The organism is Neorhizobium sp. LMR1-1-1.1 (assembly GCF_040675795.1).
Taxonomy (GTDB): Bacteria; Pseudomonadota; Alphaproteobacteria; order Rhizobiales; family Rhizobiaceae; genus Neorhizobium; species Neorhizobium cellulosilyticum.
In genome coordinates, this window is sequence record NZ_JBEGHE010000001.1 from 572,386 (window position 1) to 587,397 (window position 15,012).

Annotated in this window: 15 protein-coding genes; 6 read left to right on the top strand and 9 right to left on the bottom strand. The window is 59.6% G+C overall.

Going from position 1 to position 15,012, the window contains the following annotated elements:
- The first annotated feature begins 40 nt into the window (after nucleotides 1-40).
- Together rpmE and MRBLMR1_RS02525 are read left to right on the top strand one after the other, a co-directional pair.
- Complete coding sequence (rpmE, locus tag MRBLMR1_RS02520) at nucleotides 41-262, top strand: 50S ribosomal protein L31 (protein ID WP_112454588.1); 222 nt, start codon at nucleotides 41-43, stop codon at nucleotides 260-262.
- Nucleotides 263-349: 87 nt separating this feature from the next.
- A complete protein-coding gene (locus tag MRBLMR1_RS02525) occupies nucleotides 350-880 on the top strand; it encodes a P-loop NTPase family protein (protein WP_286193986.1) in 531 nt (176 codons plus the stop codon).
- Here MRBLMR1_RS02525 and rcdA read toward each other — a convergent pair whose 3' ends face one another.
- The 3 genes from rcdA to MRBLMR1_RS02540 form a co-directional block, all read right to left on the bottom strand.
- The gene (gene rcdA, locus MRBLMR1_RS02530; RefSeq protein WP_148143555.1) at nucleotides 881-1,393 is read right to left on the bottom strand and encodes a protease adaptor protein RcdA; all 513 of its coding nucleotides are present in this window, start codon (nucleotides 1,391-1,393) and stop codon (nucleotides 881-883) included. It abuts the gene before it with no gap.
- 427 nt (nucleotides 1,394-1,820) lie between these two features.
- Nucleotides 1,821-2,012, bottom strand: coding sequence for a DUF1192 domain-containing protein (locus MRBLMR1_RS02535; RefSeq protein WP_148143558.1), 192 nt, complete (start codon nucleotides 2,010-2,012; stop codon nucleotides 1,821-1,823).
- Nucleotides 2,013-2,014: 2 nt separating this feature from the next.
- Nucleotides 2,015-3,286, bottom strand: coding sequence for an MFS transporter (locus MRBLMR1_RS02540; RefSeq protein WP_148143560.1), 1,272 nt, complete (start codon nucleotides 3,284-3,286; stop codon nucleotides 2,015-2,017).
- A 199-nt stretch (nucleotides 3,287-3,485) separates the two neighbouring features.
- Between MRBLMR1_RS02540 and MRBLMR1_RS02545 the strand changes: the two genes are divergently transcribed.
- On the top strand, nucleotides 3,486-3,647 hold the full coding sequence (locus tag MRBLMR1_RS02545; protein WP_183685242.1) for a hypothetical protein: 162 nt from the start codon (nucleotides 3,486-3,488) through the stop codon (nucleotides 3,645-3,647).
- On the opposite strand, the gene MRBLMR1_RS02550 is transcribed toward MRBLMR1_RS02545, so the two are convergent.
- From MRBLMR1_RS02550 to MRBLMR1_RS02565, 4 genes are all read right to left on the bottom strand, one after another.
- Nucleotides 3,648-4,565, bottom strand: a complete 918-nt coding sequence (locus tag MRBLMR1_RS02550) for a PhzF family phenazine biosynthesis protein (RefSeq protein WP_148143562.1) — start codon at nucleotides 4,563-4,565, stop codon at nucleotides 3,648-3,650. It lies immediately after the preceding gene.
- A 186-nt stretch (nucleotides 4,566-4,751) separates the two neighbouring features.
- Entirely contained in the window at nucleotides 4,752-5,777 is a 1,026-nt protein-coding gene (locus MRBLMR1_RS02555) for a class I fructose-bisphosphate aldolase (RefSeq protein ID WP_148143565.1), read from the bottom strand.
- Nucleotides 5,778-5,974: 197 nt separating this feature from the next.
- Nucleotides 5,975-7,177 carry a phosphoglycerate kinase gene (locus MRBLMR1_RS02560; protein ID WP_148143568.1) on the bottom strand — a complete coding sequence of 401 codons (1,203 nt, stop codon included), beginning with the start codon at nucleotides 7,175-7,177 and terminating at the stop codon, nucleotides 5,975-5,977.
- Between the two features lie 135 nt (nucleotides 7,178-7,312).
- Complete coding sequence (locus tag MRBLMR1_RS02565) at nucleotides 7,313-9,136, bottom strand: potassium/proton antiporter (protein ID WP_148143570.1); 1,824 nt, start codon at nucleotides 9,134-9,136, stop codon at nucleotides 7,313-7,315.
- Nucleotides 9,137-9,821: 685 nt separating this feature from the next.
- On the opposite strand from MRBLMR1_RS02565, the gene MRBLMR1_RS02570 reads away from it, so the two are divergent.
- The 3 genes from MRBLMR1_RS02570 to MRBLMR1_RS02580 all read left to right on the top strand — a co-directional run bounded on the left by MRBLMR1_RS02570 (nucleotide 9,822) and on the right by MRBLMR1_RS02580 (nucleotide 11,601).
- Nucleotides 9,822-10,451 carry a GntR family transcriptional regulator gene (locus MRBLMR1_RS02570; RefSeq protein ID WP_148143572.1) on the top strand — a complete coding sequence of 210 codons (630 nt, stop codon included), beginning with the start codon at nucleotides 9,822-9,824 and terminating at the stop codon, nucleotides 10,449-10,451.
- Nucleotides 10,452-10,570: 119 nt separating this feature from the next.
- Nucleotides 10,571-11,161, top strand: a complete 591-nt coding sequence (locus MRBLMR1_RS02575; RefSeq protein WP_148143574.1) for a biotin transporter BioY — start codon at nucleotides 10,571-10,573, stop codon at nucleotides 11,159-11,161.
- Nucleotides 11,158-11,601 carry a DUF1284 domain-containing protein gene (locus tag MRBLMR1_RS02580; RefSeq protein ID WP_148143576.1) on the top strand — a complete coding sequence of 148 codons (444 nt, stop codon included), beginning with the start codon at nucleotides 11,158-11,160 and terminating at the stop codon, nucleotides 11,599-11,601. Before MRBLMR1_RS02575 ends, MRBLMR1_RS02580 begins: the two co-directional genes overlap by 4 nt.
- Nucleotides 11,602-11,655: 54 nt before the next feature.
- On the opposite strand, the gene gap is transcribed toward MRBLMR1_RS02580, so the two are convergent.
- Both gap and tkt read right to left on the bottom strand, forming a co-directional pair.
- Nucleotides 11,656-12,666, bottom strand: a complete 1,011-nt coding sequence (gene gap, locus MRBLMR1_RS02585; RefSeq protein WP_148143578.1) for a type I glyceraldehyde-3-phosphate dehydrogenase — start codon at nucleotides 12,664-12,666, stop codon at nucleotides 11,656-11,658.
- 82 nt (nucleotides 12,667-12,748) lie between these two features.
- Nucleotides 12,749-14,722, bottom strand: coding sequence for a transketolase (gene tkt / locus MRBLMR1_RS02590; protein ID WP_148143580.1), 1,974 nt, complete (start codon nucleotides 14,720-14,722; stop codon nucleotides 12,749-12,751).
- Between the last annotated feature and the right edge of the window lie 290 nt (nucleotides 14,723-15,012).

Here is a 15,012-nt window from a genome sequence, read left to right on the forward strand (position 1 = left end):
CAAATGCGGCATGGAGACCCCGCAGAGCAGGAATATCGACATGAAGGCTGACATTCATCCCGAATACCACAAGATCAAGGTCGTCATGACCGATGGCACCGAGTACGAAACCTTCTCCACCTGGGGTTCGGCCGGCGACACGATGAACCTTGAAATCGACCCGAAGTCCCATCCGGCATGGACTGGTGGCAACCAGCAGCTGATGGACCGTGGCGGTCGCGTTTCCAAGTTCAACAAGCGTTTCGGCGGCCTCGGCCTCTAATAGCCTTAACGTTGGCGGACTAAAAAAAGCCTGGCGAAAGCCGGGCTTTTTTCGTTTGGTGTCATGGCAGGGCTCAAGGGGAGTGCCATGATAAAAGACAAGCAATATGAGGCCCTTCGCCGGGTGGTGATCATGGGCAATGGCGGTTCGGGCAAGACATGGCTCGCCCGCAAGCTGTCGTTATACCTCGACCGCGCTCCCGTGCATCTCGATGATGTCTACTGGCAACCCGGCCCGCATGGCGACGGCATTGCCCGTGACAAGGCGATCGTCATCGAAGAGGTGCGGGAATTGTCGCTGACCTCCGGATGGATCATCGAAGGCGTCTATGGCTGGCTGGTCAATGTCATCCTGCCGCGCGCGACGACACTGGTGTTTCTCGATCTGCCGGAAGACGAATGCATCGCCAATATCAGGGCGAGGGGCAAACAGCGCGGAGAAAGCGACGAGAGCTTCGCAGAATTGCTCGATTGGGTGTCGAAGTATCGGGAGCGGAAAAACAACTGGAATTCGTTCGAAAGCCATTTGCGGATGTTCGAAGAGTTTCCCAACGAAAAAGTGCGGCTGAGAAGCCGCACTGAAATTCTCGAATATCTGGAGCAACTGGCTGATCGATGATCAGTTGCCGAAGGCTGTCTGCAGCAGGTTCAACTGCGAGCGGACGCTGTTTTCGTTGTCCGGAACGGCAACTGCGTCAGACGGGCGATAGATCTCGCGATCGAGAAGGGCCACTCGGTTTTGCAGGCGCAAAGAGCGCTCGATGAGATCGCGGAAACCTTCCGGAAGTTCGTTCCAGCCCGGTGCGTTGCGGTCGACGTTGAAACCGTCAAGGCGAACCTTGTTCTTTTCGGCGAGAACCTGATCCTTCGACATCTCGCCATTGTTGACGGCGCGCTGCAGCAGCAGCCAAGAGGCCATCTGCATGAGGCGGGTCGTCAGGCGCATAGATTCAGCGGCGTAAAGAACCGAGGCGATACGCGGCAGGACCTTCGATGCGGCGCGACCCGTTCCGTCGAGATAGGTCGCGGTCTCTTCCACCAGGGACATGCCCTCGGAGTAAAGTGTCTTGAACTGCGAGGAATTCGCTGCGCGACCGGCGAAATTGACGGTATTCAGACCCTGTTCTTGCATGAATGTCATCCTGCTAACGCAACCACGATGAGGCAATGGCGGGATGTAGCGAAAGGTTCCATCGCCGCCCTCATTGACTTGAACATGATCTTTATAATTGAAATCCGCAAGGCGTTTATTAAGGAAAGGTTAATACCCACAAGAAGCGGTAAACCGATGCGGATGTTCTTGTTTTGGAACACATTTTCGGAAACTGCAAGAGAGCCTGCGAGGCGTCTCTACACGGCCGAGTAAAGCAGTTTTGCGGCGTGCCAAAAAAGAAGAGCCGCGGAAAGGCGGCTCTCAAGGTAAAACAGGGAGAAATCAGACCATTCGCCGGGTGGTGAAACTGTCTGAGTCCAGGAAGCCTGGACGGTCTTATAATGTCTGTTAATGATTAATATCCACTTAAAATCCCCAGGCTTTACTTGGGCATTTTCGGATCGTCTCACTTCTTGAAGAAGTTGTCGGCCGCCATGCGGCCGGCCTGTTTGTTCTGCTTGTCGGTTTCCAGCCGCGCGATTTCCTCTCTGAGGAGATCGATTCGAGCATCGAGATCGCCCACCGAAAGCATGGAAAGATCCGAGCCGATCTCATGGGCGAGCTTCTTGGCCGGCCGGTCGTCGTCGAAAAATGTCATCCTCAGTTCCTCCGGTCTTCTGTCGTGCCTTCCGCCTGCGCTGCACGCGGGTCGAGCGCCAGGCTTTCCGGGGTCGTCATCGGCGATGTTGCGGCCGGAGCGACCGTATAGGCATCACGATGCTCTGCCGGTACCGGTGCCCGCTGGCGACTGCGGATGATGGCATAGGCTGTGATCAGGATATGCGCGATCGCGGTGACGAGGAAGAGCGCATAAGGTCCGGCCCAGGTCATGACCGGGCCGCCGAGTGTCGGGCCGATGATGGTGCCGATGCCGTAGAGCAGGAGCAGGCCACCGGAAACCTTGACGAAGTCCTCCGGCGAGGCGAAGTCGTTGGCATGGGCAACCGCGATCGGATAGAGCGCGTTTGCCGCGGCACCGTAGATCGCGACCAGCACGATGATCCCGTAGGCGTCAGTCGGCCGCACCATGGCGACAACCAGTCCCGCCAGTGCCGCAGCGGCGGAAAGGCCTGCCAGCACGTAGCGACGGTCCATGCGATCGGAGAGGCGGCCCGCCGGAAACTGCATGATCGCGCCGGCAAAGATGGTGATCGTCACCATTGCAGCGACTGCCCCTTGAGAGAGGCCGGCGCGGTTTGCGAAGACAGCGGCCAGAGTGCCGTAGGCGCCATTGGCAATGCCGATCAGCAGAATGCCGACGAAGGAGATCGGCGAGTTTTTGAACAGCCCCTTCAAATCCAGCTTGGCGCGTTTGAGCGGCTGGGGAGAGGCGGCTTTTGAGAGCGTCGTGGGCAGCGCGGCGATGCTGTAGAGAATGCCGCAGATCATGAAGAGCGTCGTCGTTGTCACGTCAGAAAAGGGGACCAGCATCTGGCCGCCGACGACGCCGAAGAGCGTGATGGAAATGTAGAAGGAAAAGATCGTGCCCCGGCTTTCCGGCGTTGCCCGCTCGTTCAGCCAGCTTTCGATGATCATCGAGGTGCCGGCGGTGCAGAAGCCGGTGATGGCTCTCAACGTCAGCCATGCCGTCTGATCGACCAGCAGGCCGGTCAGCAGCACGTTCAGGCAGATCAGCGCGAGGAAGCCGGAAAAGGCGCGGACGTGGCCGATCCGTCGCACCACGTTCGGGGCAACAAAGCAGCCGATGACAAAACCCGCAGCCCAGGTCGTGCCGAGCAGGCCGAGCGTCTCGTTGGAATAACCTTCGAGAGAGCCCCTCAAGGGCAGGAGCAGGCCCTGGAGGCCGTTGCCAAGGAATAGAAAAAGGGTTCCGGATAAAAGGGCGAGGACGGGAAGCAGGTTTCGTCTCATCGTCTCACAAATGGGTTCGTGTCAAACAATCAATGGCACATTTCCCTGCCGTCAGACGTGTTGCGCCTTGCCGCAGGGAACGGTAACGAGGGACGGGGCTCGCTGTTGATTTGTTAGCCCCTCCCAAAGCCTATCTGTGGTGGAGTTTAAAAATGTCTACCCTGTGGCGGAAAACGAAAAGATCGCAGCAGGGCGAACAATGACGAAAGCAATCTCCATCCTGCTCATGCTCGCCATGGTCGTTCAGATCATAAGGCCGCTGGGCTTTCCCGGCCTCAAGCGGCGCATGGATTTCTGGAAACTCGCCGTGCTTGCTTTCGTCATCTGGACTATTGCACTGCTTGCGCGGGAATTCTTCTGATCAGCATTCGACGCTGCCGCGCATGACGAAGACAGAGCGGCCGCTGATCCGCACATCGGTTACCTTGCCATGTTGCTTGGTAACATCGAGTTCGATGATGCTCCTGCGGCCCATCTCCACGCCCTGCTCGATAGTCAGTTGGGTGTGGATATCCGCCTCGGGCATGTTGGCGACCAGATATGCGCCGAGCGCACCGGATGCACTGCCGGTCGCGGGATCTTCCGGAACGTCGTCGAGTGGTGCGAACATGCGTGCACGGATAAGGTCCGGCCGCGACGGATCGCGGACATAGAGAAATACTGAAAATCCGAGGCCGTCGCCGGGATGACGGGCGACTGCTTCCCGGAAGGCAGCAAGATCCGGTAGAGCGCGGCCAAGGGCGTCGAGGCCATCCAGTTCGGCAAGGACGAAGCCGAGGCCTACCGATGCGAAGACCGGCTGATGCCGCTCGGTGCGGACATTCTTTGTATCGATCGCAACGCAGCGCGCGACAAGCTCTGCGGCCACCGTCTCTCCGATCTCGAGCGATCTCGGGGCGCGGATCGAAGCGGCGGCGACCTTGCCGTCTTCGCGCTTCAATTGGACCTCGACGAGGCCGGCTTTTTCCTCGAAACGAAGGCTGTCGCCGATGGCTTTACCGAACAGGCTCGCCTCCTGGCCTAGAACGTAAGCCGTGCCGACATTGGGATGGCCGGCGAAGGGAACTTCCAGCGTCGGCGTGAAGATACGGACATGGGCGCTGTTGGCCGGATCTTCTGGCGGCAGCACGAATGTGCTTTCGGAATAGCCGAATTCGGTAGCGATCTCTTGCATCTGCTGCGTGGTCAGTCCGCGTGCATCGGTGATGACGGCAAGCGGGTTGCCGGTGAAGCGTTCGGCAGTGAAAACATCGACGGTGACGAATTCGACTTTGGGCATGGCATCCTCCAAGGGTGAGGGACGATGCTTAAGCGGCTGCGATGCGGCTCACCAGTCAAACTTTGTTATGGTATCAATCAACGGAAAAACCGCGCCGTTGCCGACGCGGTTTTCTCCCTCCCTGCAGCATCCGCGCCAAATCAAGGCTGCGGACCGGCTGCAACGATTTCGGTGAAAAGGCTTGGCTTACGCTGCCTTTTCGAGATCCTTCTTCCACGTGCCCTTGGCGGCGAGCGTGTTCATCTCGGCACGGTGCGCAAAGGCGCGCTGGCCGGCTGCCACGTTCTCGGACTTGCCGCCCCAAGCCTTGAGGGCGGTTTCCTGCAGTGCTCGGCCGTAGGAATAGGTCAGCTTCCAGGGCAGGTCGTAACCGGCAACCATGGCTGAAAGGTGTGCCGTCGCTTCTTCCGAGGTCTGGCCGCCGGACAGGAAGGCGATGCCCGGTACGGAAGCAGGAACGGTGGCCTTCAGAACCTTGACGGTGCGTGCGGCGACTTCTTCCACCGAAGCCTTGCGGGCCTTGATGCCATCGATGACCATGTTCGGCTTCAGGATCATGCCTTCGAGATCGACGCGGGCGTCGAACAGGTCGGCGAAGACGGTCTGCAGTACGTGCTGGGTAACTTCGGCGCAACGGTCGATGTCATGGTCGCCGGGAGTGCCGTCCATCATCACTTCCGGCTCGACGATCGGCACGATGTCAGCCTGCTGGCAGAGCGCTGCATAGCGAGCGAGAGACTGCGAGTTGGCCTTGATCGAACCCCAGCTCGGACGTTGGTCACCGATGGTGATGACGCCGCGCCACTTGGCGAAACGGGCACCGGCTTCACGATATTTGCGGAGGCGTTCATAAAGGCCATCGAGACCTTCAGTAATGAATTCGTGCGGGTGAAGCGCCATCGGCTTCGCGCCGATATCAACCTTGATGCCAGGAATCGAGCCGGCTGCGGTCATGATGTCGACGAACGGAGTGCCGTCGGCTGCCTTCTGGTAGAGGGTTTCTTCATAGAGGATGACACCGGAAATGCAGTTCTTCATCGCTGCTTCGGTGCGGAAGAGCATCTCGCGGTAGTCACGGCGGCTCTCTTCGGTAGACTCGATCCCGATGCTATCGAAGCGCTTTTTGATCGTCCCGGTGGACTCGTCGGCGGCCAGAAGGCCCTTGCCGTTCGATACCATCTTGAGTGCAATATCTTCCAGACGTTCGGTCATTTGTCGATCTCCAACACTTGATATCTGAGGCGATAACAGATGTAGGGCGGAAGTAAATCCACGGCTAAATATTTGAAACGATTGAATTCAATTCAATCGTTTAAAACATCTAAAAAATTTAAAGGGGCCTTGAAACGCGAATGCGCGGAGCCATGTCCGCGCACTCTGGTTGTGGTCAAGCTGTGGATAAACAGCAATCAGGCCGTCTTGGACAGAACTGCCACGCCGGGCAGTTCCTTACCTTCCATCCATTCAAGGAAAGCGCCGCCTGCCGTCGAAATGTAGGTGAAGTCGTCGGCAACGCCCGCATGGTTCAAGGCTGCGACCGTGTCACCGCCACCGGCGACCGAGGTCAGCTTGCCGGCCTTGGTCTGTGCCGCTGCGAACTTTGCTGCCGAAACGGTTGCTGCGTCGAAGGGCGTGATTTCGAAGGCGCCGAGCGGACCATTCCAGACGAGCGTAGAGGCCTTGCCGATCCATTCGTTGATGGCTTCGACGGACTTCGGGCCGACATCAAGGGCCATGGCATCGGCCGGGATGGCGTCGATGGCGACGATCTCGTTTGCTGCATTGGCCTTGAACTCGCGGGCAACGACAGCATCGACGGGGAGGACGATGGCGCAACCGGCGCTTTCGGCTTCAGCCATGATTGCCTTGGCGGTTTCGCCGAGATCATGTTCGCAGAGCGACTTGCCGACATTGATGCCCTTTGCCGCGATAAAGGTGTTGGCCATGCCGCCGCCGATGACGAGCGCGTCGACCTTCTTTACCAGGTTCTGCAACAGGTCGATCTTGGTCGATACCTTTGCACCACCAACGATGGCAACTGTCGGGCGAACCGGTGCGCCAAGACCCTTTTCCAGCGCCTCAAGCTCGGCCTGCATGGTGCGGCCAGCATAGGCGGGCAGATGGTGCGCGAGGCCTTCGGTCGATGCGTGAGCGCGGTGAGCGGCAGAGAAGGCGTCGTTGACGTAGATGTCGCCGTTTGCGGCAAGCGCTTCGGTAAACTCGGCGTCGTTCTTTTCCTCGCCCTTGTGGAAGCGGGTGTTTTCCAGAAGCAGGATGTCGCCGTCCTTCATCGATGCGACGGCCTTTTCGGCGTCGGGGCCGATGCAATCGGCGGCGAAGAGGATCTTGGTGCCGAGCACTTCGTTGATGGCCGGGACGATCAGCGAGAGAGACATGTCGGCGACAGGCTCACCCTTTGGGCGACCGAAATGGGCAAGCAGGATGACCTTGGCGCCTTTTTTCGACAGTTCAAGGATGGTCGGGGCAACACGCTCGATGCGAGTCTTGTCGGTTACCTTACCGTCGGCAACCGGTACGTTGAGATCGACGCGTACGAGAACGCGCTTGCCCGCTGGGTTGCTGATATCGTCAATAGTCTTGAATGCCGGCATGGGCTAATCCACTCCTTGAGTGCTGAAATGGGACCGAGTGCCCTGAAGCGCCCGGCCGCTGAAACTGGCGGACCATACTATGGTTGCGGCCCGACGCAAGGGCGCCAAGAGCCGCAGTGGTCTCTCAAGTATAGCCTATCGCCTTTGGGTGGGCACCGGCTTTCCGCGGTATTTGCGGATGAGGTCACGCACGCGATGGGCGATCTCGCGCATGTTGATGAAGATGGGCAGGTTGGTCGTCGGTTCGACCGGTTCCAGCGAAACGCCGATCGAGCGAATATGGTTCAACTCGTCGACTTCGCGGACGATCAGGATGATCGAGCCGAAGCGCATGCGGTCGGCATATTCCGCCTTGCCGCCAAGGCGGGCGATGAGCAGTTCGCCGACAGTCATGGCCTGTTCTGCGGGTGAGATGAGACCTGGACCATAGGCAGCATCGAGTTCCTTGGCGGGACGGGCGGGCGAGATGGCGAAGGCGCCGAAGAACTCCTCGTCATTGTCATCCACCGGCGCGCGGGCGGCAAACAGGCGGTCGAGCAGTTTCGTGTAGGTCGGGGCGACGAAAAGATAGACCTGATCGCCCTCGCGCAGGCGTCCGGCATATTGATAACGCATGCTCTTTGCGTCGCGGATGACGAGCGAAGGCATGGCCCAGCGGGGAATGCGCTCGCCGCGCATGATCGGGCTGTCCTTGATGACCTTGTAGGAGATCAGTTCGTGCTGGGCAGCGCCCGGCAGATCGAGCTCGATCTTGTCGACCGCGCCCATGCGCGGCGGAATGATAAGGCCAAGTTTTGTCGCGACCGGCTTGATCGTCCAGCCCTGCAGGCAGAGCGATACGAGGACGATGATGAAGGCGACATTGAAGAAGAGTTCGCCGTTTTCGACGCCGCTTAAGAGCGGCATGATCGCTAGCAGAATGGAGACCGCGCCGCGCAGGCCGACCCAGGCGACGAAGCCGATTTCCTGCTGGGTGAAATCGAAGGGCAGCAGGCTCAGCCAAACCGCGATGGGCCGGGCGACAAAGATGAGGAAGAGTGCAAGGCCGATTGCCGGCAGAAGAATGGCCGGGAATTGCGATGGCGTGGCGAGCAGGCCGAGAACGAGGAACATGATGATCTGGGCAAGCCAGGTCAGTCCCTCGTTGAAACGCATGATCTGCTGCTTGGCGTACATCTTGCGGTTTCCCGCATACATGCCAGCGACATAAACGGCGAGAAAGCCGCTGCCGCCCATGGCGCCGGTGAAGGCGAAGACGAGCAGGGCGAGTGTCAGTACGAAGATCGGCGCGAGGCCGCGGTCGGAGGTGAAGCGGTTGAGGATCGCCACGATCATCATGCCGCCTAGCAGGCCGAAGACGAGGCCGAGCCCCATTTCCTCGAAGAAGGTGAAGAAGAAATGCAGGTCGATGCCGGAGAAGCGCTGGCCGGTGCCGATCAACTCGGCAATTGCGATGGTCAGGAAGATCGCCATCGGATCGTTGGTGCCGGATTCGACTTCGAGCGTCGAGCGTACCTTGTCGCGGATATTGATGCCGCCGATGCGCAGAAGAAAGAAGACGGCGGCAGCATCGGTCGAGGCAACGATCGAACCGAGCAGCAGTCCTTCCAGCCAGTCGAGATTCAGAAAAAGGGCTGCGGCAAAGGCGAAGATGCCGGAGGTCAGAAGCACGCCGACCGTGGCCAGCGTGATTGCCGGTACTGCAGCGATCTTGAAGGAGTGAATGGGAGTGATGAAGCCGGAATCGAACAGGATAACGGCCAATGCCAGCGATCCCAGCATGAAGGTGAAGGGATAGTTGGAGAATTGTATTCCGAGGCCATCGACGCCGGCGAGAAGGCCGATCGACAGGAAGACGAGAAGCAGCGGTGCGCCGAAGCGGAAGGCGAGAAGGCTGGAGAAGGCGGAAACCAGCACAAGCAGTGTGCCGATCAACAATACGATATAAAACGCCTCCAAAGACCCCGACCTCTTCGTTTGCCGCTTGCTCCCTTCCCGGGCAGCACGTGCTGGTCGCGAAACCGGTTTTCGGTCGCGGGGCATCTGTCGGGGCGGGGGCAGATCCGGCGCGAGCCGGAGCGAATCGTCACTCTCAGCAATAGGCAGGAACAAATCCGGCAAGAGAAGGGCAGGGTGGAAAAAAGACGGTCTTACCCCTTGGTGCTTTCAGCTTTTCAGAGAACGGAGAGCCCACGCAAATGCGGAACCTCGATTGGGTAGATAAGGCGGCTCCGCATTCGCGTGGCCTTCGGCTGGTATCGGGACTTCCGGTCCTACGGGTGATCTTCTCGCCTGGCTGCATGTGGTTACCCACACTTGGACGGCTCAACCGAACCCGACATGGTCGCCGGGGGGGGGCTTGATAGGAGGGGCCGGTTTTGACGACGCCGGACGCTCCATGCGTTTCGCCCCTCTCGTCCTTGCCGCACGTAATGGGGCAGACGAAAGCGCCGGCCGCCGCCTGCCTGCGAACGTCTCGCGAAACACTCCGGCGATGGAGGCGGGCGGATTGTAAATGCAGGTCGGGAGGGCGGGGATGATTGATGTGCTAAAGTATTGAATATGTGTGCAAGGATGGCGCTCGCGTCCACGTGATGGTGGTTCAGCGCTCGACGGTTACGTCCTCATCAATTATCTATAATTCATGACGACAGCCAAATCAGACACGATTGCCTCGCGTATCAGTCGAGAGCTTGCCGAGCGTATCGTTACCGGCGTGATTGCCGCCGGGGCACGGCTTCGGCAGGATCATATTGCCGAAGAGTTCGGGGCCAGCCATGTGCCTGTGCGTGAGGCGTTTCGGCGGCTGGAGGCGCAGGGCCTGGTTGTCAGCGAGCCGCGCCGGGGGGTGAGGGTTGCGGGCTTCAGTCTCGACGAGGTAAAAGAGGTGGCCGAAATGCGCGCCGCCCTGGAAGTGCTGGCTTTGCGCCATGCTGCGCCGCATCTGACGAGGGCCATTCTGGATGCGGCCGAGGCTGCGAACCATGCCGGCGAAAAGGCTGCCGATGTGCAGGCGTGGGATGAGGCAAACCGGAGTTTTCATCGTCTGATCCTCAGCCCTTGCGGCATGCCGCGCCTGTTGAAGTCCATCGACGACCTGCAGGTGGTCGGTGCGCGATTGTTGTTTTCGGGATGGCGGGCCGAGTGGGAAGCGCCAACGGACCGGGATCATCGTGCCATTCTCTCCGCGCTGAGGGCCGGGGATGTGGATCAGGCCGCCTCGGTTCTTGCGCGGCATGTGCAGTGGGTCGGCCCAAGCCCCCGCAAAAGCTAAAATTCCTTCGCAATTTCAAGGCGTTTTGCTGACCGTGAATTTCATGGCTTGTCAATTCGTGTGGTCTGTGGACTCATTAGCTATAGATTCCTTAAATTATCTATAATTTGGAGATCCGCATGAACTACGCTTCTACCCGCACTGCCAAGCCTGCCTTCAGCCCGCTTGATCTGCAGAATGCTCCGCTCGTCCTGCGTGGCCTGGCTATCGTGCTCGGCACTGGGATACTTGCCGCATCTTCCTACGTCTCGGTGCCGATGATCCCCGTGCCAATCACCATGCAGACCCTGGCTGTCACGCTGATCGGTGCGCTTTACGGCTGGCGTCTGGGGGCGGCGACGGTTGTCGCATGGCTTGCCGAGGCTGCCATGGGCATGCCGGTTCTGGCCAACGGGGCAGGCGGACTTCATGTTTTCGTCGGGCCGACGTCCGGTTATCTGTTTTCCTTCCCCGTCATCGCAGCCGTCACGGGCTTTCTGGCGGAGAAGGGTTGGAACGGTCATCGCCCGGTTCTGGCGTTCGTGGCGATGTTGGTCGCCAATCTTCTGTGCCTTGTTATCGGCGGTGCCGTGCTGGCCTTTATGATCGGGGCGCAGAAGGCTTTTCTGTTCGGAGTGCTGCCGTTCCTCGTCGGCGCCGGGTTGAAATCCGCGCTCGGCGCGGCGATCCTGCGTCTGCTGGCGCGAGGCAGGACCAAGCCTGCTGCATGACGGTTCGGCTGAGACCGCATCATCTCCTTTGCCTGCTCACATATGTGGGCAAAGGATACACGCCGGGTTTTGTCGCCAACTACGATCGTATCGCCAAACGGCTATCGAGCGGCGAGGATGTTCTCGTCGTCGACGGTCCGGACGACATTTGCGCAGCACTTTTGTGCGAGCCTGAACCGCATTGTTTTCGTGACAGCGTGCGTGTCCGTGATGCGCAGGCGGCGGCGGATATCGGGGATCTGCTGGAGATGCGCTTGTCGGCGGGTGCGCGGATCGATCTGCATCCGGGGTTGCTTGCTAGAATGCGAAAAGCCTTTACCGAGGGACAATCGCGGAAAGCCTGTCGCGGCTGCGAATGGTACGATCTCTGCAGCGGTATCGCCAATGATGGTTATGGTACGGTGCGGGTGAGGGCGACTATCGAGACGACGTGTCTCTGATGCAATAAAAAAGGGGCGCTCGAGGCGCCCCTTTCTTCATTCGTATCGGCTCGATCAGATGAGCTTTGCCATTGCGACGGAGGTGTCGGCCATGCGGTTGGAGAAGCCCCATTCGTTGTCGTACCAGGACAGAACGCGGACGAAGTTGCCTTCCAGCACCTTGGTCTGGTCGATCGCGAAGATCGAGGAATGGCTGTCGTGGTTGAAGTCGCGGGAAACCAGCGGCTCTTCGGTGTAGCCGAGGATGCCCTTCAGCTTGCCGTTTGCAGCAGCCTTGATGGCTTCGCTGATTTCGGCAACCGTGGTGTTCTTCTTGGCAACGAACTTGAAGTCGACAACCGAGACGTTCGGGGTCGGCACGCGGATCGAGGTGCCGTCGAGGCGGCCCTTGAGGTGCGGCAGAACGAGGCCAACTGCCTTTGCGGCGCCGGTCGAGGTCGGGATCATGGACAGGGCCGCAGCGCGGGCGCGGTACAGGTCCTTGTGCATGGTGTCGAGCGTCGGCTGGTCACCCGTGTAGGAATGGATCGTGGTCATGAAGCCGTGGTCGATACCGACGGCGTCATCCAGCGTCTTGACGACCGGAACCAAGCAGTTCGTGGTGCACGACGCGTTGGAGATGACCAGATGGTCCTTGGTCAGGGCGTCATGGTTGACGCCGAAGACGACGGTCAGGTCTGCGCCGTCGGACGGAGCCGAAACGATGACGCGCTTTGCGCCGGCGGTCAGATGCAGGGCAGCCTTTTCACGGGAGGTGAAGATGCCGGTGCATTCGAGCGCGATGTCGACGCCGAGTTCCTTGTGCGGCAGGGTTGCCGGATCCTTGATCGCGGTAACCTTGATCGGCTTGCCGCCGCCAACGGTGATGGTATCGCCGTCAACCTTCACTTCGGCCGGGAATTTGCCGTGGATCGAGTCGTAGCGGAGCAGATGGGCATTGGTTTCAACCGGGCCAAGGTCGTTGATGGCAACGACTTCGATATCGGTGCGACCCGATTCGACGATGGCGCGGAGGACGTTGCGGCCGATACGGCCGAAGCCGTTGATGGCAACCTTTACAGTCATATGAGCTTTACTCCCTGATAATGGGGCTACGTTCTAACGCGGGTTGTGACTGCCCTACTTTGATCTAGGGCAGTCGGTAGCATTAAATTTTTGCTTCGGCGGCAGCGACGACAGCGTCAGCCGTGATGCCGAAGTGCTTGAAGACATCCTTGGCCGGGCCGGAAGCGCCAAAGCCCTTCATGCCGATGAATGTGCCTTCCGGACCGATGAAGGCATCCCAGCCTTCGCGAACGCCGGCTTCGACGGCGATCTTGACCGGGGACTTGCCGATGATTTCGGCGCGGTAGGCATCCGGCTGTTCGAAGAAGAGTTCTGTCGAGGGAACCGAGACGACGCGAACGGTCGTGCCCTTTTCACCGAGCGTCTTTGCCGCAGCTACTGCCAGTTCGACTTCCGAGCCGGATGCGAAGATCGTGACCTTAGCATCGGCATTGCCGGAGAGTGTGTAGGCGCCCTTGGCCGAACGGTTCTCTTCCGAATATTCGGTGCGAACGGTGGTGAGGTTCTGGCGGGTGAGGGCAAGACCCGACGGACGATCCTTGGTCGAGACGGCGATCTGCCAGCATTCGGCAGTTTCGACGGCATCGGCCGGGCGGAACATCATCAGGTTCGGGATGGCGCGCAGCGAGGCCATCTGTTCGACCGGCTGGTGGGTCGGGCCGTCTTCGCCGACGCCGATCGAATCATGCGTCAGGACGTGGATGACGCGGATACCCATCAGGGATGCCAGGCGGATCGGCGGGCGGCAATAATCCGAGAAGATCATGAAGCCGCCGCCGTAAGGGATCAGGCCGCCATGCAGCGCGATGCCGTTCATGGCCGACGCCATGCCGTGCTCGCGGATGCCCCAGTGCATATAGCGACCGGAGAAATCCGTCGGCGTGACGGAGATCATCTGGCTGGTCTTGGTGTTGTTCGACGGCGTCAGGTCGGCGGAGCCGCCGAGCGTTTCCGGCAGGAAGCCGTTGATGATTTCAAGCGCGTCTTCGGAAGCCTTGCGGGTTGCGACCGTCGGCTTGGTTTCGGCGAGCTTCTTCTTGTAGTCGCTGATCGCAGCGTCGAAGCCTGCCGGCAGGTCGCCGGCAAAGCGGCGGTCGAATTCGGCCTTCTTGTCGGACTTTTCGAGGCGGCCTTCCCATGCCTTGACGGCGTCTGCCGAGCGGGTGCCGGCGGCGCGCCATTCGGACAGGACATCGTTCGGGACGACGAAGGGTTCGTATTCCCAGTTCAGCGCCTTGCGAGTTGCAGCGATTTCTTCCGCACCGAGCGGGGAGCCGTGAACCTTGTGGCTGCCGGCCTTGTTCGGAGAGCCGAAGCCGATCACCGTCTTGCAGGCGATAAAGGTCGGCTTGTCGGACTTGTGGGCTTCTTCAATCGCGGCGGCAATGGCTGCCTGATCATGGCCGTCGATTTCGATCGTGTGCCAGTGAACGGCCTTGAAGCGGGCGATCTGGTCGGTCGAGTCCGACAGCGAAACGGCGCCGTCGATGGTGATCGAATTGTTGTCCCAGAAGAGGACGAGCTTGTTGAGCTTCAGGTGGCCGGCAAGCGCGATGGCTTCGTGGGAGATGCCTTCCATCAGGCAGCCATCGCCGTTGATCACGTATGTATAGTGATCCTGCAGGTCGGCGCCGAATTCGTCGCGCAGCTTGCGTTCGGCAATCGCCATGCCGACGGCATTGGCGATGCCCTGGCCGAGCGGGCCGGTGGTGGTCTCGATGCCGGTGGCGTGGCCGTATTCCGGATGACCGGCGGTCTTGGAGCCGAGCTGGCGAAAGCCCTTCAGGTCCTCGACGGTCATGTCTTCATAACCGGTCAAATACAGCAGCGAATAAAGAAGCATCGAACCGTGGCCGGCCGACAGCACGAAGCGATCGCGGTCCGGCCAGTGCGGTTTCGTCGGGTCGAACTTCAAATATTTGGAGAACAGGACCGTTGCCACGTCGGCCATGCCCATCGGCATGCCCGGGTGGCCGGAATTCGCCTTTTCGACGGCATCCATGGCAAGGAAACGGATCGCATTCGCCATCCGGTCGTTTTGTTCGCGAGAAGTCATGGCTAATCCACTGTATCCGAGTGTCGGTCAGAGGCCCGTTTGGAGGGCCATTTGAGGGAGCGCCTGATCCTTATCAGGTGGCGCGCGCAAGTCAACAAATGTGGGGCTATAGCTATTACATATTGAGCAGGTTTGCGACAGGTCGCCGTTTGTTTGGGCAGATGTGTGCAAAAACGATATAAGGTGATTGATCCACAAGTCGATGACGCACAGAGGGTGGTGGTTTGTTGACCGGCTTTCAAGCGGTGCTTAATCTGTTTTACCTAATGGCGAGGTTTGGCTGCACGATT